This is a genomic window from Lentzea sp. NPDC004789, assembly GCF_053601075.1.
In genome coordinates this window covers 90,008-115,872 of sequence record NZ_JBSGBE010000016.1, presented here as the reverse complement: position 1 = coordinate 115,872, position 25,865 = coordinate 90,008, and the positions used below count along the sequence as shown (strand labels likewise).

Annotated in this window: 23 protein-coding genes; 11 read left to right on the top strand and 12 right to left on the bottom strand. The window is 69.4% G+C overall.

Features of this window, described 5'->3' with window-relative positions:
• Positions 1-15 precede the first annotated feature (15 nt).
• A complete protein-coding gene (locus ACWEIJ_RS31500; protein ID WP_449840879.1) occupies positions 16-609 on the bottom strand; it encodes a TetR/AcrR family transcriptional regulator in 594 nt (197 codons plus the stop codon).
• Positions 610-765: 156 nt separating this feature from the next.
• On the opposite strand from ACWEIJ_RS31500, the gene ACWEIJ_RS31495 reads away from it, so the two are divergent.
• Both ACWEIJ_RS31495 and ACWEIJ_RS31490 read left to right on the top strand, forming a co-directional pair.
• Complete coding sequence (locus ACWEIJ_RS31495) at positions 766-918, top strand: hypothetical protein (RefSeq protein ID WP_449840878.1); 153 nt, start codon at positions 766-768, stop codon at positions 916-918.
• Between the two features lie 187 nt (positions 919-1,105).
• The gene (locus ACWEIJ_RS31490; RefSeq protein WP_449841000.1) at positions 1,106-4,018 is read left to right on the top strand and encodes a PQQ-dependent sugar dehydrogenase; all 2,913 of its coding nucleotides are present in this window, start codon (positions 1,106-1,108) and stop codon (positions 4,016-4,018) included.
• A gap of 48 nt (positions 4,019-4,066) precedes the next feature.
• Here the strand turns inward: ACWEIJ_RS31490 and ACWEIJ_RS31485 are convergent, their stop codons facing one another.
• Together ACWEIJ_RS31485 and ACWEIJ_RS31480 are read right to left on the bottom strand one after the other, a co-directional pair.
• Positions 4,067-5,431: a S8 family serine peptidase gene (locus tag ACWEIJ_RS31485; protein ID WP_449840877.1), complete on the bottom strand. Its 1,365-nt coding sequence runs from the start codon at positions 5,429-5,431 to the stop codon at positions 4,067-4,069.
• 189 nt (positions 5,432-5,620) lie between these two features.
• Complete coding sequence (locus tag ACWEIJ_RS31480) at positions 5,621-6,178, bottom strand: hypothetical protein (RefSeq protein ID WP_449840876.1); 558 nt, start codon at positions 6,176-6,178, stop codon at positions 5,621-5,623.
• A gap of 168 nt (positions 6,179-6,346) precedes the next feature.
• On the opposite strand from ACWEIJ_RS31480, the gene ACWEIJ_RS31475 reads away from it, so the two are divergent.
• The 6 genes from ACWEIJ_RS31475 (at position 6,347) to ACWEIJ_RS31450 (ending at position 13,922) form a co-directional block, all read left to right on the top strand.
• Complete coding sequence (locus tag ACWEIJ_RS31475) at positions 6,347-7,546, top strand: glutamate-cysteine ligase family protein (protein WP_449840875.1); 1,200 nt, start codon at positions 6,347-6,349, stop codon at positions 7,544-7,546.
• Positions 7,543-8,832, top strand: coding sequence for an ergothioneine biosynthesis protein EgtB (gene egtB / locus ACWEIJ_RS31470; protein ID WP_449840874.1), 1,290 nt, complete (start codon positions 7,543-7,545; stop codon positions 8,830-8,832). The genes ACWEIJ_RS31475 and egtB overlap by 4 nt, the downstream gene beginning before the upstream one ends.
• Before the next feature lie 4 nt (positions 8,833-8,836).
• On the top strand, positions 8,837-9,562 hold the full coding sequence (gene egtC, locus ACWEIJ_RS31465) for an ergothioneine biosynthesis protein EgtC (RefSeq protein ID WP_449840873.1): 726 nt from the start codon (positions 8,837-8,839) through the stop codon (positions 9,560-9,562).
• Positions 9,559-10,530, top strand: coding sequence for an L-histidine N(alpha)-methyltransferase (gene egtD, locus ACWEIJ_RS31460; RefSeq protein ID WP_449840872.1), 972 nt, complete (start codon positions 9,559-9,561; stop codon positions 10,528-10,530). The genes egtC and egtD overlap by 4 nt, the downstream gene beginning before the upstream one ends.
• Positions 10,531-10,589: 59 nt before the next feature.
• A complete protein-coding gene (locus ACWEIJ_RS31455) occupies positions 10,590-12,191 on the top strand; it encodes an alpha/beta hydrolase (protein ID WP_449840871.1) in 1,602 nt (533 codons plus the stop codon).
• A 117-nt stretch (positions 12,192-12,308) separates the two neighbouring features.
• Positions 12,309-13,922, top strand: a complete 1,614-nt coding sequence (locus tag ACWEIJ_RS31450; protein WP_449840870.1) for an alpha/beta hydrolase — start codon at positions 12,309-12,311, stop codon at positions 13,920-13,922.
• On the opposite strand, the gene ACWEIJ_RS31445 is transcribed toward ACWEIJ_RS31450, so the two are convergent.
• On the bottom strand, positions 13,867-14,835 hold the full coding sequence (locus tag ACWEIJ_RS31445; RefSeq protein WP_449840869.1) for a hypothetical protein: 969 nt from the start codon (positions 14,833-14,835) through the stop codon (positions 13,867-13,869). The genes ACWEIJ_RS31450 and ACWEIJ_RS31445 overlap by 56 nt on opposite strands.
• Entirely contained in the window at positions 14,832-15,548 is a 717-nt protein-coding gene (locus ACWEIJ_RS31440; protein ID WP_449840868.1) for a sulfite exporter TauE/SafE family protein, read from the bottom strand. The genes ACWEIJ_RS31445 and ACWEIJ_RS31440 overlap by 4 nt, the downstream gene beginning before the upstream one ends.
• 168 nt (positions 15,549-15,716) lie before the next feature.
• Between ACWEIJ_RS31440 and ACWEIJ_RS31435 the strand changes: the two genes are divergently transcribed.
• Positions 15,717-17,495: a LamG-like jellyroll fold domain-containing protein gene (locus tag ACWEIJ_RS31435; protein WP_449840867.1), complete on the top strand. Its 1,779-nt coding sequence runs from the start codon at positions 15,717-15,719 to the stop codon at positions 17,493-17,495.
• Here ACWEIJ_RS31435 and ACWEIJ_RS31430 read toward each other — a convergent pair.
• Together ACWEIJ_RS31430 and ACWEIJ_RS31425 are read right to left on the bottom strand one after the other, a co-directional pair.
• The gene (locus ACWEIJ_RS31430; protein ID WP_449840866.1) at positions 17,455-18,372 is read right to left on the bottom strand and encodes a sigma-70 family RNA polymerase sigma factor; all 918 of its coding nucleotides are present in this window, start codon (positions 18,370-18,372) and stop codon (positions 17,455-17,457) included. The two genes, ACWEIJ_RS31435 and ACWEIJ_RS31430, sit on opposite strands and share 41 nt — an antisense overlap.
• Positions 18,369-19,331 (bottom strand): helix-turn-helix transcriptional regulator, encoded by a 963-nt coding sequence (locus tag ACWEIJ_RS31425; RefSeq protein ID WP_449840865.1) that lies wholly within the window; start codon positions 19,329-19,331, stop codon positions 18,369-18,371. The genes ACWEIJ_RS31430 and ACWEIJ_RS31425 overlap by 4 nt, the downstream gene beginning before the upstream one ends.
• A 180-nt stretch (positions 19,332-19,511) precedes the next feature.
• Here ACWEIJ_RS31425 and ACWEIJ_RS31420 point away from each other — a divergent pair, with 180 nt between their 5' ends.
• Positions 19,512-19,703, top strand: a complete 192-nt coding sequence (locus ACWEIJ_RS31420; protein WP_355447297.1) for a S1 RNA-binding domain-containing protein — start codon at positions 19,512-19,514, stop codon at positions 19,701-19,703.
• A 39-nt stretch (positions 19,704-19,742) separates the two neighbouring features.
• On the opposite strand, the gene ACWEIJ_RS31415 is transcribed toward ACWEIJ_RS31420, so the two are convergent.
• Genes ACWEIJ_RS31415 through ACWEIJ_RS31405 form a run of 3 tightly spaced genes read right to left on the bottom strand, consistent with a single transcriptional unit; the run spans position 19,743 to position 21,949 of the window.
• Positions 19,743-20,603, bottom strand: a complete 861-nt coding sequence (locus tag ACWEIJ_RS31415) for a hypothetical protein (RefSeq protein ID WP_449840864.1) — start codon at positions 20,601-20,603, stop codon at positions 19,743-19,745.
• The gene (locus ACWEIJ_RS31410) at positions 20,600-21,061 is read right to left on the bottom strand and encodes a hypothetical protein (protein WP_449840863.1); all 462 of its coding nucleotides are present in this window, start codon (positions 21,059-21,061) and stop codon (positions 20,600-20,602) included. The genes ACWEIJ_RS31415 and ACWEIJ_RS31410 overlap by 4 nt, the downstream gene beginning before the upstream one ends.
• 15 nt (positions 21,062-21,076) lie before the next feature.
• A complete protein-coding gene (locus ACWEIJ_RS31405; protein WP_449840862.1) occupies positions 21,077-21,949 on the bottom strand; it encodes an alpha/beta fold hydrolase in 873 nt (290 codons plus the stop codon).
• Positions 21,950-21,999: 50 nt separating this feature from the next.
• On the opposite strand from ACWEIJ_RS31405, the gene ACWEIJ_RS31400 reads away from it, so the two are divergent.
• Positions 22,000-23,649, top strand: a complete 1,650-nt coding sequence (locus tag ACWEIJ_RS31400) for a BTAD domain-containing putative transcriptional regulator (protein ID WP_449840861.1) — start codon at positions 22,000-22,002, stop codon at positions 23,647-23,649.
• Here ACWEIJ_RS31400 and ACWEIJ_RS31395 read toward each other — a convergent pair.
• Together ACWEIJ_RS31395 and ACWEIJ_RS31390 are read right to left on the bottom strand one after the other, a co-directional pair.
• On the bottom strand, positions 23,644-24,120 hold the full coding sequence (locus tag ACWEIJ_RS31395; protein ID WP_449840860.1) for a hypothetical protein: 477 nt from the start codon (positions 24,118-24,120) through the stop codon (positions 23,644-23,646). The two genes, ACWEIJ_RS31400 and ACWEIJ_RS31395, sit on opposite strands and share 6 nt — an antisense overlap.
• Positions 24,120-25,553 (bottom strand): helix-turn-helix domain-containing protein, encoded by a 1,434-nt coding sequence (locus ACWEIJ_RS31390; protein ID WP_449840859.1) that lies wholly within the window; start codon positions 25,551-25,553, stop codon positions 24,120-24,122. Before ACWEIJ_RS31390 ends, ACWEIJ_RS31395 begins: the two co-directional genes overlap by 1 nt.
• Positions 25,554-25,865: the final 312 nt, after the last annotated feature.

Genomic DNA, 25,865 nt, shown 5'->3' with positions numbered 1-25,865 from the left:
CTACGTGAAGAAGCTTCAAGAGCTTCGGCGGTGTCTCCGGACGGTTTCTTCGACCAGATCGAGCACGGGCTCCAGGTCGTCGGCCGGAAGGCCCATGGCGAGGTGCGAGACCAGTCCTTCGAGGACCAGTTCGAGGAAGTTCGTCAGGACGCTGACATCGACGTCGTCCCGCAGGTTGCCGGCCTCGCGCTGACGGATGAGGCGCTGCCGGGTGGCCTGGGTGAGCTGCTCGCTGCGCTCGGCCCACCGCGCGCGGAAGTCCGGGTCGGTGCGCAGCCTTCTCGACACCTCCAGGCGCGTGCCGAGCCAGTCCGCCGCGTGCTCCTCGTCCCGTTTCTCCGGTTCGTCGAGCAGGTCGCGCATCACCTGCACGAGACCCTGTTCGGCCACCACGTCGGCCATGCGCAGCGCGTCGTCCTCGGCCAGCGCGAGGAACAGCGACTCCTTGTCGCGGAAGTGGTGGAAGATCGCACCGCGGGACAGGCCCGTCGCCTCCTCCAGGCGGCGTACCGTGGCACCCTCGTAGCCGTGGCGCGCGAAGCAGGCACGCGCGCCGTCGAGGATCTGACGGCGGCGGGCGTCGAGGTGGTCCTGGCTCACCCTGGGCACCGGTAGATGGTCGCAGGGCGGGAGCGGGAAATCCAATCCGTACGTACGGATTGGACGGCTCCATCTGTGTGATCTTTTCAGGGGCCGACTCGTTCGTGTGGATCATCGGCCGGGCCTGCGCCGACGGCCGCGCGGTCACCAATATCCTCCAGCGCCATGGAGACGCAGGAGATCGTCAAGCTGTCGACGCTCGCGGAGCGCCTGGGGTGGCAGCGGCGTGAGTCCACAGGCGTCCATGTGGTCGATCTGCTGGTGAGTCGCGCGGTCTCCGACCTGATCGCCGCGCTCGCGCAGAACCGGGACCGGTAAGCGCTTTCCCGCACGTCGCGGGGGATTGACAGACGAAGTCAAGCGATGGTGTGATCTGCGCGACAGATAGGAAAGTTTCTATCCAATAACTGAACCCGCCGCCGCATGGAGTGATCCCCCTACCCGTCTCGTGGGAGGCACAACAGTGGCACCGAGCAGAGGCCGGGCGTTACGCGCGCTCGGCACGATGGGTGTTGCGTTCGCGACGACCATCGCAGTGATGTCGGTATCCGAGAGCGCCCACGCGGCGCCCGTCAGGTACGAAGCGGAGAACGCGACGATCTCCCAGGGCGTGGTGGAGTCGAACCACGCCGGGTTCTCCGGCACCGGCTTCGTCAACTTCGACAACGTGGCGGGGAGCTCGGTCGAGTTCACCGTCAACGCGGCCAGGGCGGGCGAGGCGAAGCTGACCTTCCGCTACGCCAACGGAACGACCGAGAACCGCCCGGTCGACGTGAACGTCAACGGGTCCCTGGCCGTCGACGAACGCGCGTTCGCCGCCACGGGCGCGTGGACCACGTGGACCTCGGTCACGGACACGGTCCAGCTCACGGCGGGCGCCAACAAGATCAGGCTGACCTCCACGGGTGCCACGGGCGGCCCGAACCTCGACTACCTCGAAGTCGAGCAGACCGACGCGGCTCCCGCGCTGGAGCAGGAAGCGGAGAACGCGACCATCGGTCAGGGTGTCGTCGAGTCGAACCACGCCGGGTTCTCCGGCACGGGCTTCGTCAACTACGACAACGTGGTGGGCTCGTACGTCGAGTACACGCTCACCGCGGACCAGGCCGGCGAGCACGAGCTGACGTTCCGCTACGCCAACGGGACCACGGTCGACCGTCCGGTCTCGGTGACCGTGGACGGCGGTGCGGCGCAGACCGTGTCGTTCCCGGGCACCGGCGCGTGGACGACGTGGCAGACGCGAACCGCGAAGGTCACGCTCAAGGCGGGCGCGAACAAGATCCGCGCCACCGCCACGACCGCGAACGGCGGCCCGAACGCGGACAAGATCTCCGCGGTCCGGCTCGGCCCGGTGGACAACGAGCCGCCGACCCCGCCGAAGAACCTGCAGTTCGTCTCCTCGACGGCCACCACGGTGTCGCTGAAGTGGGAGGCGGCCACGGACAACGTGGGCGTGACCGGCTACGAGATCTACCAGCACGGCCAGCACGTGCTGAGCGTCGGCAACGTCCTGGAGGCGACCGCCACCGGTCTGCAGCCGGACACGGACTACGACTGGACCGTGTTCGCCAAGGACGCCGCGAACAACGTCTCGCAGGCCTCCAACAACGTCCTCGGCCGCACCCAGCCGGCCCCGCCGGACAACGAGGCGCCGACGGTGCCCGGCAACCTGCGCTCGACCGGCAAGACCGCGACCTCGGTCGACCTCGCCTGGAACGCCTCCACCGACAACGTGGGCGTCACCGGGTACGACATCTACGTCAACGGTGAGGCCAAGCAGACCGCCGACGGCAGCGCCACCTCGGCGACGGTGGCCGGGCTGACCGCCGGCACCGAGTACGCGTTCCGGGTGCTCGCCAAGGACGCCAAGGGCAACAGGTCGGGGCTCTCCAACGAGATCAAGGTGACCCCGGCGGCCGGTGGGCCGTCCGGTACGCCCGATCCCGGCGCGGTGTCCACGATCGCGTCTGGTGTGGACGTGGCGTGGGGCCTGGTGTTCCTGCCGGACGGTTCCGCGTTGTTCAGCGAGCGCAACACGTTCAACATCTACCGGCTGACCAAGAGCGGGCAGAAGACGCTGGCGGGCAAGATCAGCCAGGCGGTCGGCACGAACGGCGAGGGCGGCCTGCTCGGCCTGGAGATCGCGCCGTCGTTCAACACCGACCACTGGCTGTACGTCTACCACACGGCGTCCGAGGGCAACCGCGTCATCCGGATCAAGTACGAGAACGGCGCGCTGGTGCAGAGCTCGTACCAGATCCTGTTGCAGGGCCTGGCGAAGAACCGCTACCACAACGGCGGACGCCTGCGGTACGGCCCGGTCGACGGCAAGCTGTACGTGTCCGTCGGTGACGCGCAGAACCCGGACAACAACCCGCAGAACAACAACTCGCTCAACGGCAAGATCCTGCGGATCAACCTGGACGGCTCGATCCCGTCCGACAACCCGTTCGGCAACGCCGTCTGGTCGAAGGGCCACCGCAACCCGCAGGGCCTCGACTTCGACTCGAAGGGCCGGCTGTGGGAGGCCGAGTTCGGCGACTCCTCACAGGACGAGGTCAACTTGATCGTCAAGGGCGGCAACTACGGCTGGCCCAAGTGCGAGGGCACCCAGGGCGACTGCTCCGGCTACATCGCGCCGAAGAAGACCTGGTCGACCTCGCAGGCCTCGCCCTCCGGCCTCACGATCATCAACGACTACGTGTTCGTGGCCACCACAGTGGGGCAGCGCGTCTACCGGATGCGGATCGACGGCGACACGCTGGTCGACCAGAAGGTGTACTTCCAGGGCACCTACGACCGGTTGCGCACGGTCGAGGTCGACCACGACGGTGACATCTGGCTGACCACCACCACGGACAAGGACGGCACCGCGAACAACGACCGCATCCTGCTGATCGACATCCAGTACTCGGGCGGCGGGGGCGGCGGCTTCAAGCTGACGTCGTCGGCGTTCGCGGACAACGCGATGATGCCCGCCAAGTACACGTGCGCCGGTGACGGCACGGCGGGTCAGGACCCGTCCCCGCCGCTGGCGTGGGGTGCGTCCTCTGGCGCGCAGGGTTACGCGATCGTGTTCGCGGACAAGGCGAACAACGGCAACAAGCTGCACTGGGCGATCTGGGACATTCCTGGTGCGACGACCTCGTTGCCGGAGAACCTCGGTGCCGGTTTCAACGTGCCCAACCAGGGCACGGCGAAGCAGAAGGCGATGGGCAGCGGAGCGAGTGCGCTGAAGTACTTCGGTCCGTGCCCCGGCGGTTCCACTCACCCGTACACGTTCACGTTGTACGCGTTGAACACCGCCACCGTGCCCGGAATCACCTCGTCGTCGACGATGGCGCAGATCGAGACCGCCATCAAGAACGCCTCCACCGCGAACACGGTGTTGCGCGCTCAGTCGAACGCCGCGGCGTGACGATCGGCTAGGAAAAGGCGGGGCCTTCGCGGGCCCCGCCTTTTCGCTTCACTTCTTCGGCAGGGTGATGGCCCAGCTGTCGAGGATTCCGACGTCGCCTTCACTTCGGTCGCGCACGAGCAGCTGCCACGTGCCGTTCTTCGTTTCCCCGGAGAGGTCGACGGTGTAGTACGGCTGGAACCTGGTGCCCGTGCCGTTGGCCTTCAACAGGTACGTGCGGCCGCTCGGGCCGGCGAGCTCGATCCGCACGTCGCCCGGGGCGGAGTGCTTGATCGCCACCTCGACCTTGGTGGCCTTGGGCGCGTTGCCCTTGCACCCCGCGTACCGGATGGCCGTGCCGACGTACTCGCCGGCGTCCGGGATCTCGACGTCGTTGTCGTTGGTCTTGCGGCCGCAGCCGGGCGTGGGCGGCGGCGGCACGATGCCGTGGTCGGTGTAGAGCAGCTTGTTGGGGGAGCTGGGGCCGGGGTCCGTGACCTTGTCGGGCGTGGCCTGGCCGACGAGGGCGTCGCGGACCTCCTGCGGGGTGGCCGCGGGGTGCTTGGCCAGGTAGAGCGCGGCGGTGCCCGCGACGTGCGGTGAGGCCATGCTCGTGCCGGACGCGTTCAGCGTGGCCGTGTTGGAGTCCTTCCAGCTGCTCAGGATGCCGAGGCCGGGCGCGAAGAGGTCCAGGCAGGTGCCGTAGTTGCTGAAGTAGGCGCGGCTGTCGTCCCGTGCGGTCGCACCGACCGTGATGGCGCTCGGCTCGCGGGCGGGCGACTGGGTGCACGCGTCGCCGTTGCTGTTGCCCGCGGCGACCGCGTACGTGATGCCTGCCGCGATGGAGTTCCTCAGTGCCGCGTCCAGGACGTCGTCGGCGTCGCCGCCGAGGGACATGTTGGCGACGGCGGGCCTGATCGCGTTCCTGGTCACCCAGTCGATGCCCGCGACGACCTGCTCGGTGGTGCCGGAGCCCTTGCAGTCCAGGACGCGGACGCCGTGCAGCGCGACCTTCTTGGCGACGCCGAAGTCCTTGCCGCCGATCGTGCCGGAGACGTGCGTGCCGTGGCCGTGGCAGTCGTCGGGATTGGTGTCGTTGTCGATGGCGTCGAAGCCCTCCTGGACCCTGCCCTCGAACTGCTGGTGCGTCGCGCGGATGCCGGTGTCGACGACGTACGCGTGCACGTTCGCCGCGTCCGTTGAGTAGTAGTAGGTCTGGTCGAACGGCAGGGTGCGCTGGTCGATCCGGTCCAGGCCCCACGCCTGCGGGTTGTTCTGCGCGTCGCTGATGCGGTGGATCTTGTTGCGCTCGACCATCGCGACGTTCGGGTCCTTGGCCAGCTGTGCGGCTTTTTGCGCGGTCATCGTGGCGCTGAACCCGTTCAGCGCCGACGAATACGTGTCGCGGACGTGCACGTCGTATTGAGATGTCACTTTTGTGCTGAGAATGTGCTCCCGCAGGACCACGATGAACGTGTCTTCGGCGGCTTGTGCGGGGACACCGATTCCGGTAAGCGCTACCGCCGCGGCGAGTCCGAGCCGAAATTTCGGCATTGTTCTCCCTTGTGAACGCGTCTCGAATGAGTGTTCACGCGCGGCGGAAACGCGAGCTCGTCGCCGAGATTAGTTCAATTCCGCGGTGCGAACGAGCTGATCGGCGTGCCGGGTGAGCAGCACGAGGTCGCCCGGTTCGAGGTCGACGAGCACGAGACCTCCTTCGCGCACCTGCTTCGCCCAGGCCCGCGGGATGGTCGTCGAGCGGAGCGCGATGATCCGGTCGAACGGCGCGTGTTCCTCCAGGCCGTGCGTGAACACCCGGTCCGGGCCGAGCCGGTGTGCGAGCAGCGCGGCCAGGTAGCCGCAACCGGTCGCCAGCACCCGGTGCCCGTCGCGCACGTCGAGGGCTTCGAGCATCCGCACCAGACGACCCGGCTTGGCCGAGGAGGCCAGCGTCACCGGGTCGGTGACGAGCGGCTCGTTGCGGTACACGGCGGCGAGCCAGCCGTCGTCCGCGGCGGTGGTCTCCGCCCACGTGCCGTCCGGCCGCCGCAGGTAGAAAATCGGCACGAACGCGTGCCGCGGAGTCACTTCGAGGGCTTCGCGCCACACGGAGGTGCGCAGGACGCCCTCCGCGGCGACGGCTCCGGCGAGGCCCTGGGCTCGTAAGCGCCACGTGGTCATGCGATCACGGTATGAGTTGGAGGTCTGCCAAGGAAGTCAGGAGAATTTCACCTGCGCGCACGCGTGCACACGGGCAGATCCTTGATCTGTAAGGATTTGCGAGCGTGCAACTGTCAGACCCCGCGTGTAGCGTCGGACGCGCCATTCGATCACGGGGAGTGTGGCAGCGTGACTGCGTTGCGTGACCAACCGGCGCCGGCGATGTTCGCCGACCGCGCCGAGGCCGAGGCGTACGTGGCCTCGGTCTGTTTCAAGCACGGACCTCCGCGGCTTTACGGCGTGGAGCTCGAATGGACCGTTCACCACGCGGAAGACCCTGCTCAGCAGCTGGATCGCAACCGGCTGGCCGCGGCTCTCGGAGAGCACGCGCCGCCCACGCTGGTGCCGGACAGCCCCCAGCGGCCGTTGCCCAGCGGCACCCCGTTGACCGTCGAACCCGGCGGGCAGGTCGAGATCTCGACTCCTCCCTGCACCAGCCTCCCGGACCTCTTCCGGACGGTCGCGGAAGACATCTCCCAGCTCACCGCCATGCTGGCGGACCACGGTCTCGTGCTCGGCGACCGCGGCGCCGACCAGCACCGCAGCCCCACGCGCATGCTGCGGGTGCCTCGCTACGCGGCGATGGAGCACGCGTTCGGCGACGTCGGCGCCGACGGCATCGCCATGATGTGCAACACGGCCGGGCTGCAGGTGTGCCTCGACTTCGGCGAGGAGAAGCACCTGCGGGACCGGTGGGCCGCCGTACACCAGCTCGGGCCGGTGCTGATCGCGTTGTTCGCGAACTCGCCGAGCATCGGCGGGATGCACCGCGACTGGGCGTCGGCCCGGATGCGGACGCTCTACGGCACCGATCCCGTGCGCACCAGGCCCAGCGCCGTGTGCGCCGATCCGGCGGCCGCCTACGCCCGGCGGGTGATCGACGCGCCCGTGATCGTCGTGCGCGGACCGAGCCCGAGCTGGATCCCGCCGCGCAGACTCTCGTTCGCCGACTGGATCGACGGCGCGCTCGACCGCAGCCCCACCAGCGACGACCTCGACTACCACCTGACCACGATGTTCCCGCCGGTGCGGCCGCGCGGCTACATCGAGATCAGATACCTCGACACGCCCGCGCCCGGCGGGTGGATCGCGCCGAGTGCGCTGCTCGTCGCGCTGTTCAGCGATCCGTCCGTGGTGGACGGTGTGCTGGCGGCGACGGAACGGGCGGCCGGGCGGTGGCTCGTCGCCGCGCGGCACGGGATGGCGGACGAACGCATTGCCAGAGCGGCACGGGACGTGGTCGCCCTCGGCATCGAGTCGTTGCACCGCACCGGTCTCTCACACGATCAGATCAGCGCCATCAGCTCCGAGCTTGAGGGGAAGCTGTGACGGAAGAACTCCGCGAGCACGTTGCGGAGGAACTGTTGCGTTCGCGCGCGCGTTCCACCGCCCTGACCGATGCCGTCGACGAGCACGACCTCGTCCGGCAGCACTCGAAGCTGATGTCGCCGCTGGTCTGGGACCTGGCGCACATCGGCAACCAGGAGGAGCTCTGGCTCGTTCGCGACGTCGGCGGTCGTGAACCGGTCAGGAGCGACATCGACGAGTACTACGACGCGTTCAAGTACGGCCGGTCGGTCCGGCCCGAGTTACCGCTGCTGAACCCCCGCGAAGCCCGCCAGTACGTCGGGGACGTGCGCGGCAAGGTGTTCGACGTGCTGGAGAAGGTGCCGCTGCAGGGCCGCCGGCTCGTCGAGAACGGGTTCGCGTTCGGCATGATCGTGCAGCACGAGCAGCAGCACGACGAGACGATGCTCGCCACGCACCAGTTGCGCACCGGCGAACCCGTCCTGCACGCACCGCTGCCGCCGCACGGAAACCTCGTGCCGGCAACGGAAGCGTTCATCCCGGGTGGACCGTTCGAGATGGGCACGTCGGACGAGCCGTGGGCGCTGGACAACGAACGTCCCGCGCACGCCGTCCACGTCGACTCGTTCTTCATCGACACGACACCGGTCACGAATGCCGAGTACGCCGAGTTCATCCTGGCCGGCGGCTATGACGACCGTCGCCTGTGGACGGACGCGGGCTGGGAGCACCGCACCACGGCCAAGCTGGTGGCGCCGCGGTTCTGGCAGCGCGAGGGCAACGGCTTCGTGCGCACCGCGTTCGGCGTGACCGAACCGATCGTGCCGGACGAACCCGTTGTGCACGTGTGCTTCCACGAGGCGCAGGCGTACGCGACGTGGGCGGGCAAGCGGCTGCCCACCGAGGCGGAGTGGGAGAAGGCGGCCCGGTTCGACCCGGAGACGCAGACCTCGCGGCGGTACCCGTGGGGCGACGAGGACCCGACCGAGCAGCACGCCAACCTCAACCAGCGCCACCTGCGCCCGGCCCCGGTCGGCGCGTACCCGGCGGGCGTGTCCGCGAGCGGTGTGCACCAGCTGATCGGTGACGTCTGGGAGTGGACCTCGACGGACTTCCACCCCTACCCGGGCTTCGAGGCCTTCCCGTACCGCGAGTACTCGGAGGTCTTCTTCGGACCGGACTACAAGGTGCTGCGCGGCGGCTCGTTCGGCACCGACAAGTCGGCGATCCGGGCGACGTTCCGCAATTGGGACTACCCGATCAGACGGCAGATCTTCGCCGGCTTCCGCTGCGCCAGGGACGCCTAGCCCGATGTGCCGCCACCTGGCGTACCTGGGCACCGCCGTGCCCTTGGCGGCCCTGCTCTACGACGCACCGCACTCGTTGGAGCACCAGTCGTACGCGCCGCGGGACATGCGGGCCGGCGGAACGGTGAACGTCGACGGCTACGGCGTCGGCTGGTTCCCCGGTCCGGTGCGGTACCGGCGTGCGGGCACGTTGTGGAGCGACGCGAACCTCAGGCAGCTGGCCGGTGTGGAGTCGGCGGCGTTCCTGGCCGCGGTGCGCAGCGCCACGACCGGCATGCCGGTGGCCGACGCGGCGTGCGCGCCGTTCACCGACGGCACGTGGTTGTTCAGCCACAACGGTCGCGTCGACGGATGGCCGCACACCGTCGCCGAGCTCGCGAAGACGTTGCCGGTGACCGATCTGCTCACACTGGACGCACCGACCGACTCCGCGCTGCTGTGGGCGGTGCTGAGACGTCGTCTGGAAGCCGGGAAGAACCCGGGCCAGGCGCTTGTTGAACTCGTGCGGGAGGTTGCGGACGCGGCGCCGAAGTCGCGCCTGAACTTCTTGCTGACCAACGGAAGAGTGCTCGTGGGAACGACGTGGACACACGCCCTGTGGGTGCTCGACAAAGGACAGAGCGTGACGCTCGCGTCCGAACCGCTTGACGACGACCCGGGCTGGTGGGAGATCCCCGACCGGCACGTGGTCACCGCCGCTCCATCCACTGTGGAGGTTCGACAGATATGACCGAGCCGGTGCTGGACGTTCATCTCAAACCGGAGGACGCCGCACACGCGCTTCGTGCCGACGTGCGCGCGGGCCTCACCGCGGACCCGAAGTGGGTGTCGCCGAAGTGGTTCTACGACGCGGTGGGCAGCGCGTTGTTCGAGGACATCACGAGGCTGCCCGAGTACTACCCGACGCGCGCCGAACGCGAGGTGCTGGCCGCGCGCGCCGGCGAGATCGCGGCGACGACCGGGGCGCACTCGTTGGTGGAGCTGGGTTCCGGGTCGTCGGAGAAGACCAGGCTGCTGCTGAGCGCCCTGCGCGAGCACGGCACGTTGCAGGAGTTCGTGCCGCAGGACGTCTCGGTGTCGGCGCTCACCGAGGCCGCGCACGCGATCATGGCGGACTACCCGGGGTTGCGCGTGCACGGCGTGGTCGGCGACTTCACGCAGCACCTGTCGTTGCTGCCGGGTGAGTCGCCGCGCGTGGTGGCGTTCCTGGGCGGCACGATCGGCAACCTCATCCCGGAGGAACGGGAGAAGTTCCTGCGCACGGTTCGCGACGTGCTGCAGCCGGGGGAGTGGCTGCTGCTCGGCACGGACCTGGTCAAGGACCCGGAGACGCTGGTGCGCGCGTACGACGACGCGCAGGGCGTTACGGCCGAGTTCAACCGAAATGTGCTGAACGTGCTGAACCGCGAAGTCGGTGGCGATTTCGACGTCGACGCGTTCGAGCACGTGGCGTTGTGGAACGCCGAGCAGGAGTGGATCGAGATGCGGTTGCGCGCCAAGCGGGACATGCGCGTGACGCTCGCGGAGCTCGGGCTGACCGTGGAGTTCCGCGCAGGTGAGGAACTGCGCACCGAGGTGTCGGCCAAGTTCCGCGAGGACGGTGTGCGGCAGGAGCTGGAGGACGCGGGGTTCTCCCTGCACCGCTGGTGGACCGACGCGCAGGGGCGGTTCGCCGTCTCACTTGCTCAGGCCGGCTAGGTTCACAACCCTCCGAACGACGGGTACAACCGGTGCACCGTCGGTGGTGGGCTGTGGCGATGACGTCAACTCCCGCATTCACGCGTGCCGCGCGTGTGGCGCTGGCCGGCGCGCTCGCGCTCGGCACCGTCATCTCCGGCGCGGGTGCCGCACAGGCGCAGCCCCAGTCCACCACCGTCAGACCTGCCGCTTGGGGGCCGTGCGCGGCCGACGTGCTCGCGGAGATCCCCGCATCCCAGCGCGAGAAGGTCAGCTGTGCCGTCCAGGAGGTGCCCGTCGATCACTCGCGTCCGCGCGGGGAGAAGACGGGCGTGATCATGATGAAGCGCCCGGCGGGCGATCCGGCGAAGAAGATCGGCTCGCTGTTCATCAACCCCGGTGGTCCCGGTGGCGCCGGCCTGATCTACAGCGCGTACGGCTCCAGCTTCTTCACCCCGGAGGTGCTGGAGAAGTTCGACCTCATCGGCTTCGACCCGCGTGGTGTCGGCCGCAGCGCGCCGTTGCGCTGCTTCCGCACCCAGGAGGAGGCCGACGCGGTGAACGTCGGCTGGTACGCGTTGCCGACCACCAAGGACGAGATCGCGAGCTCGATCCGGCAGTCGAAGGCGTACACGGACTACTGCAAGATCAACGCCGGTCCGCTGCTGAACTTCATGTCGACCGAGGCGGTCGCGCGCGACCTCGACGTGATGCGCGAGGCCGTCGGCGACAAGCAGCTCAACTACGTCGGCTTCTCCTACGGCACCCTGCTCGGCGCCACCTACGCCAACATCTTCCCGCAGAAGTCGCGCGCGATCGTGATCGACGGCAACGTCGACCCGCAGCTGCGTCTCACGAACGGAACCGAGTACGACCGCGAGCGCGCCAAGGGCTTCGAGATCTCGCTCGACGCCATGCTGAAGCGCTGCGACACCGTCGGCACCGCGAAGTGCGCGTTCGCCGGTGGTGCCCGCAAGAAGTTCGACGACCTGCGCGAGTCGCTGCGCAAGGGGCCGACGACGTTGCCGGACGGCACCGCGGTCACCCTGACCGACGTGGTCAGCAGGACGTCCAGCAACCTGTACAGCCCGTCGACGTTCAAGGCCCTCACCGCGTGGCTGCAGTCGATCCACCTGGCGCAGCACCCCGCCGCGTTCAGCGCTCAGTCCGTTGTGGACGCCCCGAAGCCGCTCGGCAACAACGGTGGCAAGGCGGACGTGCGAGTGCTGCCCGACACCCCGTACACCGCGGACGACTCGTACTACGCGGTGAACTGCACCGACAAGCCGTTCCCGCGGACCACCCGCGACTGGGCGGGCACGGCGGCCAGGTGGGAGAAGGAGTCGCCGACTTTCGGCCGCTACCAGGCCGCGTCCGACCTGCTGACCTGCGCGACGTGGCCGACGCGCCACCCGGACCGCTGGATCGGCCCGTGGCACCGCAAGACGCCGAACCCGGTCGTGGTGGTGGGCAACTACTACGACCCGGCCACGCAGTACGCGTTCGCGCAGCGCATGGCCAAGGAACTGGGCAACGCGCGGCTGATCAGCGTTGACGCGTTCGGTCACTGCATCCTCGGCGACTCGGCCGGGGCCGACGCCGCGGTGACGAGGTACCTGGTCGACCTCACCGCGCCCGTGGCCGGTGCGGTGTTCCAGCCGAACGCGCAGCCGTTCGCCTGATTTGCGCCGAACGCGGTGGCGGCACTGGGAAAGTGCCGCCACCGCGGAGACGTGATCGGGACACAACCCTCCGAACGACGGGTACAAACGGTGCACGGTCGGTGATGGGGTGCATCCGTGACGTCATCCCAAGCTTCCGTCCGCCTCGCACTCGCGTCCGCGCTCGTGCTCGGCACCGTCGTTTCCGGCCTGGGCACAGCGAGTGCCCAGGCCGAGGCCTCCGCCGTCAGACCCGCTGCCTGGGGGCAGTGCGCGGCCGACGTGCTCGCCACCCTGCCCGCCTCGGTGACGCCCGAGGAACGGGCCAGGCTCACCTGCGCCGTGCAGGAGGTGCCGGTCGACCACTCGCGTCCGCGCGGGGAGAAGACGGGCATCGCCATGATGAAGCGGCCCGCGAACGACCCGGCGCACAAGATCGGTTCGATCTTCCTCAACCCCGGTGGCCCCGGTGGTTCCGGCCTGATCCGCGGCGCGGTCTCGAAGAACTACTTCCAGCCGCAGGTGCTCGACCGGTTCGACGTCATCGGCTTCGATCCGCGCGGTGTCGCGCGCAGCGCCCCGTTGCGCTGCTTCCGCACCAAGGAGGAGGCCGACGCGGTCAACGAGGGCTGGTACGCCCTGCCCAGGACCACGGAGGAGATCACCAGCTCGATCCGGCAGTCCAAGGCGTACACGGACTACTGCAAGATCAACGCCGGTCCGCTGCTGAACTTCATGTCGACCGAGGCCGTCGCGCGCGACCTCGACATCATGCGCGAGTCCGTCGGCGACAAGCAGCTCAACTTCGTCGGCTTCTCCTACGGCACGCTGATCGGCTCGACGTACGCGAACATCTTCCCGCAGAAGTCGCGCGCGATCGTGATCGACGGCAACGTCGACCCTCAGCTGCGCCTGAACAACGGCACCGAGTACGACCGCGAGCGCGCCCAGGGCTTCGAGATCTCGCTCGACGCGATGCTCAAGCGCTGTGACACCGCCGGTGCCGCCAAGTGCGCCTTCGCCGGCAACGCCCGGCAGAAGTTCGAGGCCATGAAGGTCGCGCTGGCCAAGGGCCCGGCCACGCTGCCGGACGGCTCGAAGGTCTCGCTCGCCGACATGATCGGCCGCGTCTCGGGCGACCTGTACTCGGTGCCGCGCTTCGCGGCCCTGGTGCAGTGGTTGCAGAGCATCCACAACGCCCTCAACCCGTCCGCCGCGACGGCCTTCTCGGTCCAGTCCGTTGTGGACCTCCCGGCGCCGCTGAACAACGGCGGCGGCCGCGTGGACGTCGACCCGCTGCCGGAGACCCCGTACACCGCCGACGACTCGTACTACGCGGTGAACTGCACCGACAAGCCGTTCGCCCGCACGAACCGCTTCTGGGCGCAGACGGCCGCCAAGTGGGAGAAGGAGTCGCCCACGTTCGGCCGCTACCAGGCCGCCTCGGACCTGCTGACCTGCCCGACGTGGCCGACGCGCCACCCGGACCGCTGGATCGGCCCGTGGCACCGCAAGACGCCGAACCCGGTCGTCGTGGTGGGCAACTACTACGACCCGGCCACGCAGTACCGGTTCGCGCAGCGCATGGCCAAGGAGCTCGGCAACGCGCGGCTGATCAGCGTCGACTCGTTCGGCCACTGCATCCTGGGCCGCTCGGCCGCGACCGACGCGGCGGTGGCGAAGTACCTGGTGGACCTCATTCCGCCGGCTGAGGGTTCGGTGTTCCAGCCGAACGTCCAGCCGTTCGCCTGATCGACATCGCGGTGGCGACCAGGATCAGCACCGCCGGGCTCGGTCCGCTCGACCGGGCCGGCAGCTGATCCTGGGACAGCCACTGCATGCCCGTCTTCGCCGGCGCGGGCGGCGCTGTCGACCAGGCCACGCCGACCACCGCGGTGGCGACGGCGAGCCCGAGCCAGGCGCGTCGCCTGACCAGCGAGGCGGCCAGCAGCACTCCCGCACCGAGGAACGGCGTCAGCGAGGCCGAGGCCAGCGCCACCAGGGCCACGGCACCGTTGACGCCGTCCTTCTTCACCAGCGCCCAGATGCCGAGTCCGAGCGTGACCGCGATGGCGACGATCGTGACCATCAACGTCCACGGGCCCTGCTGGTCCACCAGCGCGAGCGCCAGGATCCCGACGCCGGCCAGGTAGCGGACGTCCTTGCGCGGTCCCACAGCCGCCGCCGCGGCGGCGAACAGCACGATCGGGGCGTCGAACGGCAGCAGCACCACCGCGAGGCCGTACACGGCGCCCGCGACGGCCGTGCGCCAGCTGCGGCGCCGGATCGCCCAGCCCAGCACGGCCGCGACGACCAGCCACGCCGGGACGATCGGCAGGTCGAGGAAGAACCTGGTGACACCAGGGGAGTAGAACGGCTCCATCGGGTCGTACCAGTCGGGCAGCGTGCCGCTGCAGATGCTGCTGCCGTTCAGGCAAACGGTGTCGATGTGCTGGAAGTCGACCATCAGGAACACTGAGCGCACCGAGTACGCGTCGAGCCCGGCGATCACCAGTGCGACCCAGGCGGGACGTGGTGCCACGACGACCAGCAGCACCGCGACCGCCAGCGCGGCGAACTGCAGTGGTGGCAACCAGTGCAGTTGGTCGTTGATCAGGGCGAGCGCGGCCAGCGCGGCCCCGAAGACGATCGTCCCCCAGTTCACAGCAGTGCGCTCCTCACGATCAGCACGACGGCGCTCGTCCCGGCCACGACCAGCATGGGCGTCCGGATGCCGCCCGCGTCGAACTTCCGTCGCAACGGCCCCGAAAGCAGGAATCCCGCCACCAGGAACGGGATCAGCGCGAGCCCCGTCCACAGCTGGTGCGCGGTGACGTGCCCGGCCGCGACCAGCCCGAGCACTGAAACTCCCGAGCCGAGCACGAAGAACGCCGCCAGCGTCGCCCTGACCTGCGGGCCCGACTGGTTCTGGTAGAGCAGCGCGACCATCGGGCCGCCCACCGACGTCGCCGTGCCGAACGAGCCGCTCGCGAACCCCGCCGTCACCAGTGACCTCGGCCGGGGCTGCGGGCGCCACGCGGTGATCGACAGCAGCACGCAGCCCAGCACCGAGCCGCCGACCACGAGCCCGAACCCCCTGGGGTTCAGCGCGTCGACGATCCAGATGCCGACCGCGGTGCCCGGCAGGCGGCCGAGCATCGCCCAGCCGACGCCGCGCCAGTCGACGTGGCCGAACTCGCGGGCGAGCGACATCGAGGCGTGCGCGATGGCGACCATCAGCACCGGCACCGGCAGCAGCGTCGGGTCGAGCAGCGCGATCAGCGGTACGGCGACCAACGCCAGGCCGAAGCCGATCAACCCCTGCAGCAGTCCGCCGAGCGCCACCACCAGCCCGGCAGCCGCAATCCCCCAAGACATAGTTAGCGATGCTATCGAGTACGCGGGGAGCTTTCGTACTCTCCTGGAGTACGCGGGGGCCCCGCGTGCGCTCCTGGTGCACGAAAGCTCCCCGCGTACATTTGGCGCGGACCAGGGGTTCGTTCGCTGTTCGCCTGGTGTTGGCAAAGCCCGCTTACGCTCCGCGCCATGACCGCCTCCCGCCGCTCCTTCCTGCTCGGCACCGGTGCGACCGCCGCCGCTGCCGCCCTGGTCACGCCTGGTTCGGCGCAAGCTGACATCGTTGTCGCCAAGGATGGGCGCGGTGGCCGTCCCGACCGTGAGGCACGGCGGTTCACGCTCGCCGTGATCCCCGACACGCAGTACATGTTCGACCTCGACCGAGGCGACTCGGCGCCGATGAAGGCGACGCTGCAGTACCTGATCGACCACCAGCGGTCCGAGAACATCGTCTTCATCAGCCACCTCGGTGATCTCGTCGAGAACGGGCAGGCCGGCGAGATCGACGACATCAGCGCGCGGTTCGAGGTGCTCGACCGGCGCCGGATCGGCTACAGCGTGCTCGCGGGCAACCACGACCTGCCGGACTCGCGCACCGACGACCAGCGCGGCCGCACGCCGTACCTGGACAAGTTCGGGCCGCAGCGGTTCCGGCACTCGCCGACGTTCCGCGGTGCGAGCGCGGACGGCTACAACTCGTTCCACGTCTTCCGTGCGGCGGGCAGGGAGTGGCTGGTCCTGGCGCTGGACTGGCGCATGTCCGCCAAGGGGTTCGCGTGGGCGCGCGACGTGCTGAAGCAGCACCCGAAGCTGCCGGTCGTCCTCACCACGCACGAGCTGGTCCAGGACGGCGGCAACGGCGCCGCGGTGATGTCCGACTACGGCCGCGAGCTGTGGGACGAGCTGATCAAGGACAACGACCAGATCTTCCTGACCCTGAACGGGCACTTCTGGCCGCCGGCACGGGCGACGATGCGCAACGCCGCGGGCAACGACGTGCACGTGCACATCACGAACTACCAGGACCGCTACTACGGCGGCGGCGCGATGATCCGGCTGTACCACTTCGACCTCGACCGCAAGACGATCGACGTGCGGACGCTGTCGCCGTGGCTGCTCGGCAAGCGGACGCTCAACCCGTTGGAGCGCAAGGAGATCGAGCTGACCGGACCGGTGGACCGCTTCAGCGTGCCGATCGACTTCGAGCAGCGGTTCGCCCGGTTCGACCCGCCGGTGCTGCCGCCCGTCCAGCCGGCGCGCGAGGTCGTGATCCCTGGAACCGTCGCGTACTGGCGGCTCGGCGAGGGGCTGAAGGACCTGTCGGGCAACGGGAACGACCTCAGGCAGACCGGCACGCTGACCGCCGGGGACGACCACCACCGGTTCGCGCCGTCACACCGTTCGCTGTACTTCGGCAAGAACGGCTATCTGACCACTGTGGACGGTGCGCCGATCAACGGGATGACGTTCGAGCGCGGCTACACGATCGAGCTGTTCCTCAAGCTGCCCAAGGACTTCGACCACCCGTGGTGCGGCCTGTTCACCAAGCTCGCGCCCGGTTCGGCGGCCGGCAAGACCGGGGACGACCCGAGCGAGCCGATCGCCACGCTGAACCTCGCCGGCGGCGGCTCGCTGCAGTGGGCGGTGTTCCCGCGCAACCTGCCCGGGCTGTCCACGAACTGGGGCCACGAGATGACCTACGAGACGTGGTGGCACGTCGCGGTGGTCAACGACGGCGTGCACACCACGTTGTACGTCGACGGCTCCCGCTTGCTGCGCAACCCGTCCACCCCCGCGCGCGGCATCTCGACCGCCGGTGACCCGTGGCTGGTGGGCGCCTACGCGTACAACAAGAACGTGGAGAAGTCGTTGTACGGCTGGATCGGCGACATGCGGGTGGTGGACCGGCCGCTGGACACCTCCGAGTTCATGCGGTCGAAGGCAGCCCGAACTTCGGGAACAGACTGAGGTCGAAGAACGACGAGACGTGCGTGATCCGGTCGTCGCGGACCTCCAGCACCTGGAGGTTGAACGGCCGGAACACGCCGTCGTCCTCCCTCAGGTACAGCCCGTACGCGGGTTGGCCGTTGGCCTCCACGGCGATCATGCGCGCGCCGTGCGGGACGGCCGGGCACTGGTTCGTGAGGTGCCACGCGACCATCTCGGGTCCGCTGTACCACTGCGGGTACGGCGGCATCTCCCAGACGACGTCTTCGGTGAACATGGCGATGATCGCCGGGATGTCCTTGGCCTCGAACGCCTTGACCCACCTGTCGAGCAGCGGCTTGGCGTCGGCGGGCTCGGTGATCTTGTCCTCGGAGAGGTCCTTGAGCTGCGTGTGCGCTCGTTGCAGGGCGCTGTTGACGGCCGCCACCGTCATGTCGAGCTGGTCGGCGGTCTCGGCGGCGGTCAGCTTGAGGACGTCGCGCAGGATCAGCACCGCGCGCTGCCGCGGCGGCAGGTGCTGCAGTGCCGCGACGAACGCGAGCCGGGTGGACTCGCGTTCGGTGACGATCGCCGCCGGGTCGGTCGGGAACGGCTCCAGCCACGGGATCTCGTGGTCCTGGGTGAGCGGGTCCTCCCGCGTGGAACCGGTGGACAGGTCGAACGGCAGCGGCCTGCGCGTGCGGGTGTCGAGCGCGGTGAGGCAGACGTTGGTGGCGATGCGGTACAGCCAGGTGCGCACCGACGAGCGGCCCTCGAACCGGTCGTAGGCCTTCCACGCGCGCAGGTACGTCTCCTGCACCAGGTCCTCGGCGTCGTGCAGCGAGCCGAGCATCCGGTAGCAGTGCGCGAGCAGTTCCCGCCGGAAGGGGTCCGCCGCGGTCGCGAAGTCCACTGTCACTCCCGCACTCTAACCGCGTTCTGCAGCCGGTTGATGGCCTCCTGCACGTAGTTCCTCAGCTCCGGTGGTTCGTGCACCTCGAACTCGTGGCCGAGGAACATCAGGTGGAACACGATCCGGTCGAGCGAGTCGGCTCCGGTGCGCATGAGGCAGGAGCTGTCGTCGATCGGTTCCAGCGCCGCCGACATGGGCGACGTGCGTTCGGCGACTGCCTGCATGGGTGCGTGGATCGTCAGCACCGCCTGGTAGGTGTAGACGTTCGACGAGACCTGGCGCGACACGAACTCGCCCAGCGACTCGGCCGGTGGCTCGCGGGGCGTGAACCGGGCGGCCGGCGTCGGCTCGTCCGGGATGCGGTCGACGCGGAACGTGCGCCAGTCCTCTTTGGACACGTCCCAGGCGACGAAGTACCAGCGGCGCCCGGTGTGCACGAGGCCCTGCGGCTCGACGAGCCGTTTCGCGGGCTCGCCTTGCGTTGGGGGGTAGGTGAACCGCAGCTGCTGGTGGTCCCGGCAGGCGGCGGCGATGATCGTCAGCGTCTCCGGGTCGACCGTCGGGCCTTCGTTGTGCAGGGGAGTGGTGTGCGCCTGCAGTGCCTGCACGCGTCGTCGCAGGCGGTTCGGCAGGATCTGTTCGAGCTTCGTGAGCGCGCGGACCGACGTCTCCTCGATGCCCGCGATCGTGCCGTTGGCGGCGGTTCTGAGCCCTACCGCCACCGCAACGGCTTCGTCGTCGTCGAGCAGCAACGGTGGCAGCTCCGCGCCGGCACCGAGCTGGTAGCCGCCCGTCGCGCCGGGCAGGGACGTGACGGGGTAGCCGAGACTGCGCAGCTTGTCGACGTCACGGCGAATCGTGCGGACGTCGACGCTGAGCCGGTCGGCGAGCTCCGGACCCGTCCAGTCGCGCCGCACCTGCAGCAGGGACAGGAGCTTCAGCAGCCGTGCGGACGTCTCCAGCATGTGACGAATTCTAGATTCCATTGCGGACAACGGCCTGTGGTGGCTAATGTTTGCGACATGACTGCCGGGTCGGCCTTGTGCCGTGAGCGGAACGGTTGCCCGGCCCTGATTTGATCAGGGCCCCTCCGGATCCCGCGCTCCTCGAGTTGGAGATGCGCGTGGGAGAGGAGGTGATGCGCAATGCTTCCCAACGTTGGTGACGTCTTTTCCGGGAAGGTCGTCTCGACCGTCCCGTTCGGTTCGTTCATCGAGCACCCCGCCGGTGCACACGGGCTGTTGCACGGCCAGCAGGCCGAGGTCGGCTCGACCGTGCAGGTGAAGGTCCTCATGGTGGACGCCGACAAGCAGCGGTTCAGCCTTGAGCTGGCCTAAGGCATGAGTGCTCGGGCAGAGGCGCCCTGCCCGAGTTCGTCATGGCTTCCGGTACTCCGCGCACTCCACGATCAACCGGTCGTGGAGGCTTCGGCGATGCCCTTGTTCCTGCGGTGCGGGACCGAGCGCGTTCGCCGGGCTCGTCACGTCGTGCAGCAGCCGGTACAACACGACATCCGTTGCGGTGTAAAGCCAATCGTCGGCCTTGCCGGGCGGTGCGGCCGGTCCGAGCATGTTCTCGAACCACGCCGGGAAGAGCAGGTCGCGCGCGACCGCGTCCTCGATGCGGGCGCGGATCAGCTCGCGTGCCTGACCGACGGCCTCGTTGCCCGCCGACTTGGCGGCGGTGTCGCCGGCGTGCACGTCGTCGTCCGGTGCCTCGGGCCGTTCCTTGGTCGTGATCACGCGCCACTGCCGGTACTTCTTGCGCCACAACGACTCCGCGTTCGGCGGCAGCGTGGTGAGCGCCTCGGCGGCGTCGATCGCGGCCAGCGCGGCCCGGTCGTACTCGGCGATGGCCTTGCGGGTGTCCTTGGCCTCCTGCGGCGTGAACGTCTTGCGCGCGTAGGCTTCCTGGCCCGCGAGGATCCTGGCGAGCAGCGACTTCTCGATCTCCGGCCAGGTGTCGAAGTCGGCCTTCTGCGTCTCGCTCGCCCGGACCTTCCGGTTGAGCGCCACGAGCAGCCGTTCGAGCCGGTGCACGCTCTCGGCGAGCTCGGTGACCCGGTCGTTGGTCTTGGCGATCTTGCGCGTCGTGTCGCGGATCTGGTTCGTTGTGCTCAGTTGTTGTTGTGCGGCGTCGGTTTGCGCATTGTCGACGCGCTCGCCGAGCGACCTGAGGTCCTTCTTGAGGCGCTCCACCTTGTCGTCCAGCGCCTTCACCGGATCGATGTTCATCATCGCAAGGTCCTCCACGCCCACCACGCGACGCCCGCCAGGACGGCCAGCGTCGCCCAGCCGTTCGCCAATGGTGTCAGCAGGACCGCGAGCAGTGCCGCCGCGATGGCCGCCGTCCTGGCCCGCGGCTCCCAGATCCGGCGGCCGACCGGATCGACGAGGACGGCCGCCGCCACGGCGACCGCGAGCAGCACGGACAGCAGCGACCAGCCGTCGAACCAGCCGATGACGACGACGAGGGCCGCGACGGCGGTGCCCGCCGCGATCGCCCGGTTCGGGACGGTCAGGCGGGCCGCCTCGACGTCGCGGCGGGCGCGCATGACGGCCTCGACCTCTTTGTCGGTCTCGGCCAGCAGAGCAGGGAAGTCAGGGCTGCCGGGTCCCGCCGCCTGCAGTGCTCGTAGTGCTGTTCGCAGTGCGTGCTGGCGGTCGGCCAAGCGGGCGAACGGTTCGGCTGCCATGCCCAGAAATCGTGATCAACGAGCCCTCTCCGCCGCCAGACCGGTGGGCGGAGTTGGTCCGGTTGCCGACGAACTTCCCTCAACCGGAGCAACGAGGTCACGAATCAGCCGCACGACCTCGTCCGGTGCCTCCTCGGCCACGAAGTGACCGGCCGCGGTGGTCGTGAAGCGCAGGTCGGTGGTCCACTTGCGCCAGAGCTCGGTGGGGTCGAAGCCGAGCTGACCACCCCAGTCCTGCTGCATCACGGCGACGGGCACGGTGAGCCTCCTGCCCGCTTCGAGGTCCTCGCGGTCGTGCTCGACGTCGATCGTCGCCAGGGCGCGGAAGTCCTCGATGATCGACGGAATCGAGTCCCGCGCGGCCTTGAGGTACTCGGCCCGGACGTCCTCGGGGAACGGGCTGCGCGACCACACGTCGAGGAAGTGGCCGAAGAACGCGTCGGAGCTGTTGGTGACCAGCTGCTCGGGCAGGTCGCCCGGCTGGGCCAGCAGGTACAGGTGGAAGGCCACCGCGGCTTCGCGGCCGTGCAGGACGTTCCAGGTGTCGTGGGCCGGGACGCTGTCGAGCAGGCCGAGGTGGCTGATGCGGTCCGGGTGGTCGAGGGCGGCGCGGAAGGCCACGTGCACGCCCCGGTCGTGTCCGACCAGCGCGAACGTGCCGAGGCCGAGCTCGTCGGCCAGGTCGATCACGTCCTGGGCCATCGTGCGCTTGTCGTAGCCGGTGCGCGGCTTGCCGCTGGCGCCGTAGCCGCGCAGGTCGGGGCAGACGACCGTGTGGTGCTCGGCGAGCTTCGGCGCGACGTGCCGCCACATCAGGTGGGTCTGCGGGAAGCCGTGCAGCAGGACGATCGGGGAGCCTTCGCCGGTGACGACGGTGTTGAGCTTCATGCCGCCCAGCATCGGGCGGCCCGATCAGCAGGCGATTAGCATCCACGTCCGTGCAGATCAGGGTGCTTGGGCCGGTCACGGTCGTTGGCACCGATGGTCGTGTTGTGGCCGTGGGCAGCAAACGCCGTCGTGAGTTGCTCGGTCGTCTCGTGGCCGCAGGCGGGCGGGTCGTCTCGCTCGACGTGCTGATCGACGACCTCTGGGAGGACCCGCCGGCCGGCGCAGTCGGCGCGGTGCGGACGTTCGTGTCGGAGTTGCGTGCCGCGTTGGGGTCCGCCGCCATCGCGACGGTCGGTCGCGGGTATGCGCTGAAGGTCCCTGACGTGGACGTGTGGCGGTTCGAGCAGTCGCCCTCGTCGGTCGGTTGGGGTGAGCCCTACGCCGACCTCGACCCGTCGCCGTGGGTGCTGCAGGAGCGCGCTCGGCTGTTGGAGCTGCGTGCGCGCGCCCTGCTCGATGAAGGCCGTGGGGCGTCTTTGGTCGGAGAGCTTTCATCGTTCGCCGAGGCGCATCCGTGGCGGGAGAAGGCGCAGGTGCTGCTGGCGCACGCGCTCTTCCAGGACGGGCGCCAGGTCGAGGCGTTGACCGTGCTGCGCGAGGCCAGGGCTCGGCTGGTGGACCGGTTCGGGCTGGACGCGCTGCCCGATCTCGACCGGGCCGAGGCGGACATCCTTCGCCATGCCGTGGCCCGGCGTGGTGGCTCGTACGCGCGGTTGCGGTCCGCGAGTGTGGTCGCGGGAGAAGCGGCGTTGACCGGCGGTCTGGCGCTGGCTCAGGCCGGGCGGTTCGCCGCGGTCGCCGAGGCCGAACGGCTGGGCAACCCGTTGCTGACCGCTCGCGTCCTGACCGCCTACGACGTGCCGGCGAACTGGACCGTGAGCGACGACCCCGCGCAGTCCGCGGCCCTGGTCGCGACGGCTCGGCGCACGCTGCGGCTCCTCCCCGAGGACGCTCCGGTCGCGTTGCGGGCGCGGCTGCTCGCCACGATCGCGCTGGAGCACCGCGGGACGCGGGACCGGTGGGCTGCGGAGGCGGCCGTCGAGGCGGAACGGCTCGCCCGCGAGCTCGGCGATCCGGCCGTACTCGCGGTGGCGCTGAACGCGCGGTTCGTGCAGTCGTTCCAGCAGCCCGGCCGGTCCGCGGAACGGGCGCTGATCGCCGCTGAGCTGATCGAGGTGTCCGCCCGGCACGACCTGCCCGCCTACGAGATCCTCGGCCATCTCGTGGCGATGCAGGCGCACTCGGCGGTCGGAGCTTTCGGGGTGGCCTCACGTCATGCGGACGCGGTTGAGCAGCTCGCCGAGATCCACGAGACGCCGCTGGCGCGCGTGTTCACCGCGGGGTTCCGGTTGATGCTCGCGCCGGATGAGTCCGGCTACCGCGCGTTGGACCTCTCGGCCATGCCGGGCGTGGCGGCCGGGTTCCTGCCGCTGGCGTTGCTGTCGACGGGCCGTCCACCCGACCTGACGCTCGACTGGGGGCCGTACCGGCCGTGGGCGGAGGCGTTGGTCATGGCGGACCGGGACGTGCCGGCACCGCGCGCGGACCACTACTACGAGGTGCTGTGGTGGATCACGGCACGCATCGCGGAGCAGCGTGCCGACGAGGTGCTCGCCGAGACCGCGCGGCAGGCGCTCGAACCGGCCCGCGGCGAGATCGTCGGCGGCACCACGGCGATGCTCTCGTTCGGCCGGCTATGACTTGCGGCGCGCCTGCGGCGGCCACACCACGTGGATCGGCACGCCCGAGGCCCGCGCCTGCTCCACCACGTCCGCGGTCCCGCCCTTGCCCTGCGCCGGCACCCCGTCCCACACCGCCACGAGCATCTCGACCGACGCGAGCATGCGTTCGTTGGCGGCCACGTAGGCGAGCCGTCCCGACGACATGTGCGGCAACACGCTGACGACCGTGGCGGCCGCGCGCAGCTCGTCGTACTCGGCCAGCTGGTGCGGCTTGAGCTTGTCCCGGTAGTCCAGCGCGGGCAGCACGACCTCGACCTGTCCGCCCAGCTCCAGCACGGCCCGTGCGAACACCTGGTCGGCGCCCGGCGCGAGGCACGTCACGCCGACCAGTGGCCGTCCTAACTCCGCGAGCACCTCGGCGATCGCGGCCTGCACGGCCGGGATGCACTCAGGCACCAGGTTGGTGTGTCCGGTGATCCCGATCCGCATCAAGCCGTCCGGATCGCTCTGATCGCGTCGCGGGTCTCCTGAACGGCGCGGATGTGGCGGTGCCGTGCCGCCTCCTTGGCGAAGTCCTCCAGCTTGCGCAGCACGCGCCCCGAGGAGAGCTTCGCCGCCGTCGGCAGAACCTCGTTGATCAACCCGCACGCCGCCTCCGGGTCTCCCGCGACCATCTTGGTGCGCGCCAGTCCGATCACGTCGAACGCGCGGTTGCGCACCTTCGACGGGTCTCGCAGCTCCAGTGCCCGCCGGATGTGCTGCTCGGCGAACACGGCCTGAGCCGGGTCGTGCATGGCGAGGTCGCGGCACCGCGCCCCGATCACGCCCTCCAGCTCGGCCTCGTCGAAGCTGTGCAGGTAGCGCGGTTCGGTGTCCGCGTCCCGCTGCGAGAAGCTGTCCTGTGCCATGCCCACGGCCTGGTGGAACTCGCGCACCCTGCCCATCTGCGCGTACGCCCACGCCTCACGTGTGAGCAGCAGCGCCTTGAGCGTCGGCGTGCCGGTGCGGCGGGTGCCGTACTGGCCGAGCTGCACGAGCTCCAGTCCGTCCTCCGGCCTGCCGAGGTCGAACATCTGCCGGGCCATCGCGGCGAGGCACAGAGCCGCGAAGCCGTCGTTGTGGCCTGCCTTCGCCATCCGGACGGCCAGCACGTAGTAGCGCTGGGCCGCGTTGTGCAGCCCCGCGTCGAACGACATGCTCGCCGCCACCTTGGACAGCTCGGCGCCGATGAAGAACGCCCGTTCCGTCGTCGGGCCCGCAGGCGCGCGCTGCAGCCGTTCGGCCAGCTCGTCGAGCTGACCCAGCACGGCCTTGCGCGCCAGTCCGTACCCGCCCCGGCCGCCCCAGCCGCGCAGCCCGTCCGCGACGCGCTGCAGGGCCAGCAGCTCCTCCTCGCTGATCGCCGCGTGCGACGACCACTTCGACAGGTTCTGCAGGGGGTGCAACCACCGTTGCAGTGGCTCGACCAGTGCGGATCCCACCGTTACCGCGGCAGCTCCGGTGAGCGCCGCTCGTCTGCTGATCGCCAAGTCGCTCCTCGCCGTCTCCTCGACCGAACGGGCAATGCTCGTCGCCTCCCATGGGGCGGCGAGCACATCTGGCGGGCCGGATTCGGGGGAGCCCACCTGAGCTGGGATGACGACTCGGTCGAACCACAGTCGTTCGCCCGGTACACCGAGCACGAGCGCGAAGTGGCGCAGCCGGTCGAGCCGGTCGATCTGGTTCTCGCCCGACTCGTAACGCGAGAGCTGCGCCTGGCTGATGCCGAGCCAGCCCGCCATGCGGTCCTGGCTGATCCGGCTGAGGTGCCGCGGGTGGTGCCGGTATGCGGAGATGAGCGCACCCATGTCGCGATCGGTGCAGGCCGCCGTGATCGCGGGGTGGTCCCAGAAGTCATCCGGGACGGCAGGGGGTCCGTGCACGTCGGAACGGGCGTTGCGGCGGCACCGGTGACACAGCCGATCGGTGTTGTCGGCGGCGATGAACGCTCCACACGGGCAAGCACGCCTGGATCTGGGTCTTGCGGTGTCCATCGGCATCGCCCCCGTCACTGAGCGTTTTCCCAGTGTACGGAGCCGTGATCGTCAGTCCATCCATCTCATGCATAAGACGTAATGGATTCGCGTGTCGCAGTGCCGGTACCCCCGTGCGGCGGATGAGCTTCATGCGTCCGCTGCATGAAGCTCATGCAGCGGCCGAGTGGTGTTGGCGCGAACCGCGCCGCACCCTGCACA

Excerpts from the sequence above, each read along its gene's own strand:
- ACWEIJ_RS31480 (WP_449840876.1), bottom strand. The coding sequence starts at position 6,178 with ATGACCACGTGGCGCTTACGAGCCCAGGGCCTCGCCGGAGCCGTCGCC.
- ACWEIJ_RS31405 (WP_449840862.1), bottom strand. The coding sequence starts at position 21,949 with ATGAAGCTCAACACCGTCGTCACCGGCGAAGGCTCCCCGATCGTCCTG.
- ACWEIJ_RS31425 (WP_449840865.1), bottom strand. The coding sequence starts at position 19,331 with ATGCTGGAGACGTCCGCACGGCTGCTGAAGCTCCTGTCCCTGCTGCAG.
- egtC (WP_449840873.1), top strand. The coding sequence starts at position 8,837 with ATGTGCCGCCACCTGGCGTACCTGGGCACCGCCGTGCCCTTGGCGGCC.
- ACWEIJ_RS31490 (WP_449841000.1), top strand. The coding sequence starts at position 1,106 with ATGGGTGTTGCGTTCGCGACGACCATCGCAGTGATGTCGGTATCCGAG.
- ACWEIJ_RS31410 (WP_449840863.1), bottom strand. The coding sequence starts at position 21,061 with ATGGCAGCCGAACCGTTCGCCCGCTTGGCCGACCGCCAGCACGCACTG.
- ACWEIJ_RS31495 (WP_449840878.1), top strand. The coding sequence starts at position 766 with ATGGAGACGCAGGAGATCGTCAAGCTGTCGACGCTCGCGGAGCGCCTG.
- ACWEIJ_RS31415 (WP_449840864.1), bottom strand. The coding sequence starts at position 20,603 with ATGATGAACATCGATCCGGTGAAGGCGCTGGACGACAAGGTGGAGCGC.
- ACWEIJ_RS31435 (WP_449840867.1), top strand. The coding sequence starts at position 15,717 with ATGACCGCCTCCCGCCGCTCCTTCCTGCTCGGCACCGGTGCGACCGCC.
- ACWEIJ_RS31455 (WP_449840871.1), top strand. The coding sequence starts at position 10,590 with ATGACGTCAACTCCCGCATTCACGCGTGCCGCGCGTGTGGCGCTGGCC.
- ACWEIJ_RS31440 (WP_449840868.1), bottom strand. The coding sequence starts at position 15,548 with ATGTCTTGGGGGATTGCGGCTGCCGGGCTGGTGGTGGCGCTCGGCGGA.
- ACWEIJ_RS31420 (WP_355447297.1), top strand. The coding sequence starts at position 19,512 with ATGCTTCCCAACGTTGGTGACGTCTTTTCCGGGAAGGTCGTCTCGACC.
- egtD (WP_449840872.1), top strand. The coding sequence starts at position 9,559 with ATGACCGAGCCGGTGCTGGACGTTCATCTCAAACCGGAGGACGCCGCA.
- ACWEIJ_RS31395 (WP_449840860.1), bottom strand. The coding sequence starts at position 24,120 with ATGCGGATCGGGATCACCGGACACACCAACCTGGTGCCTGAGTGCATC.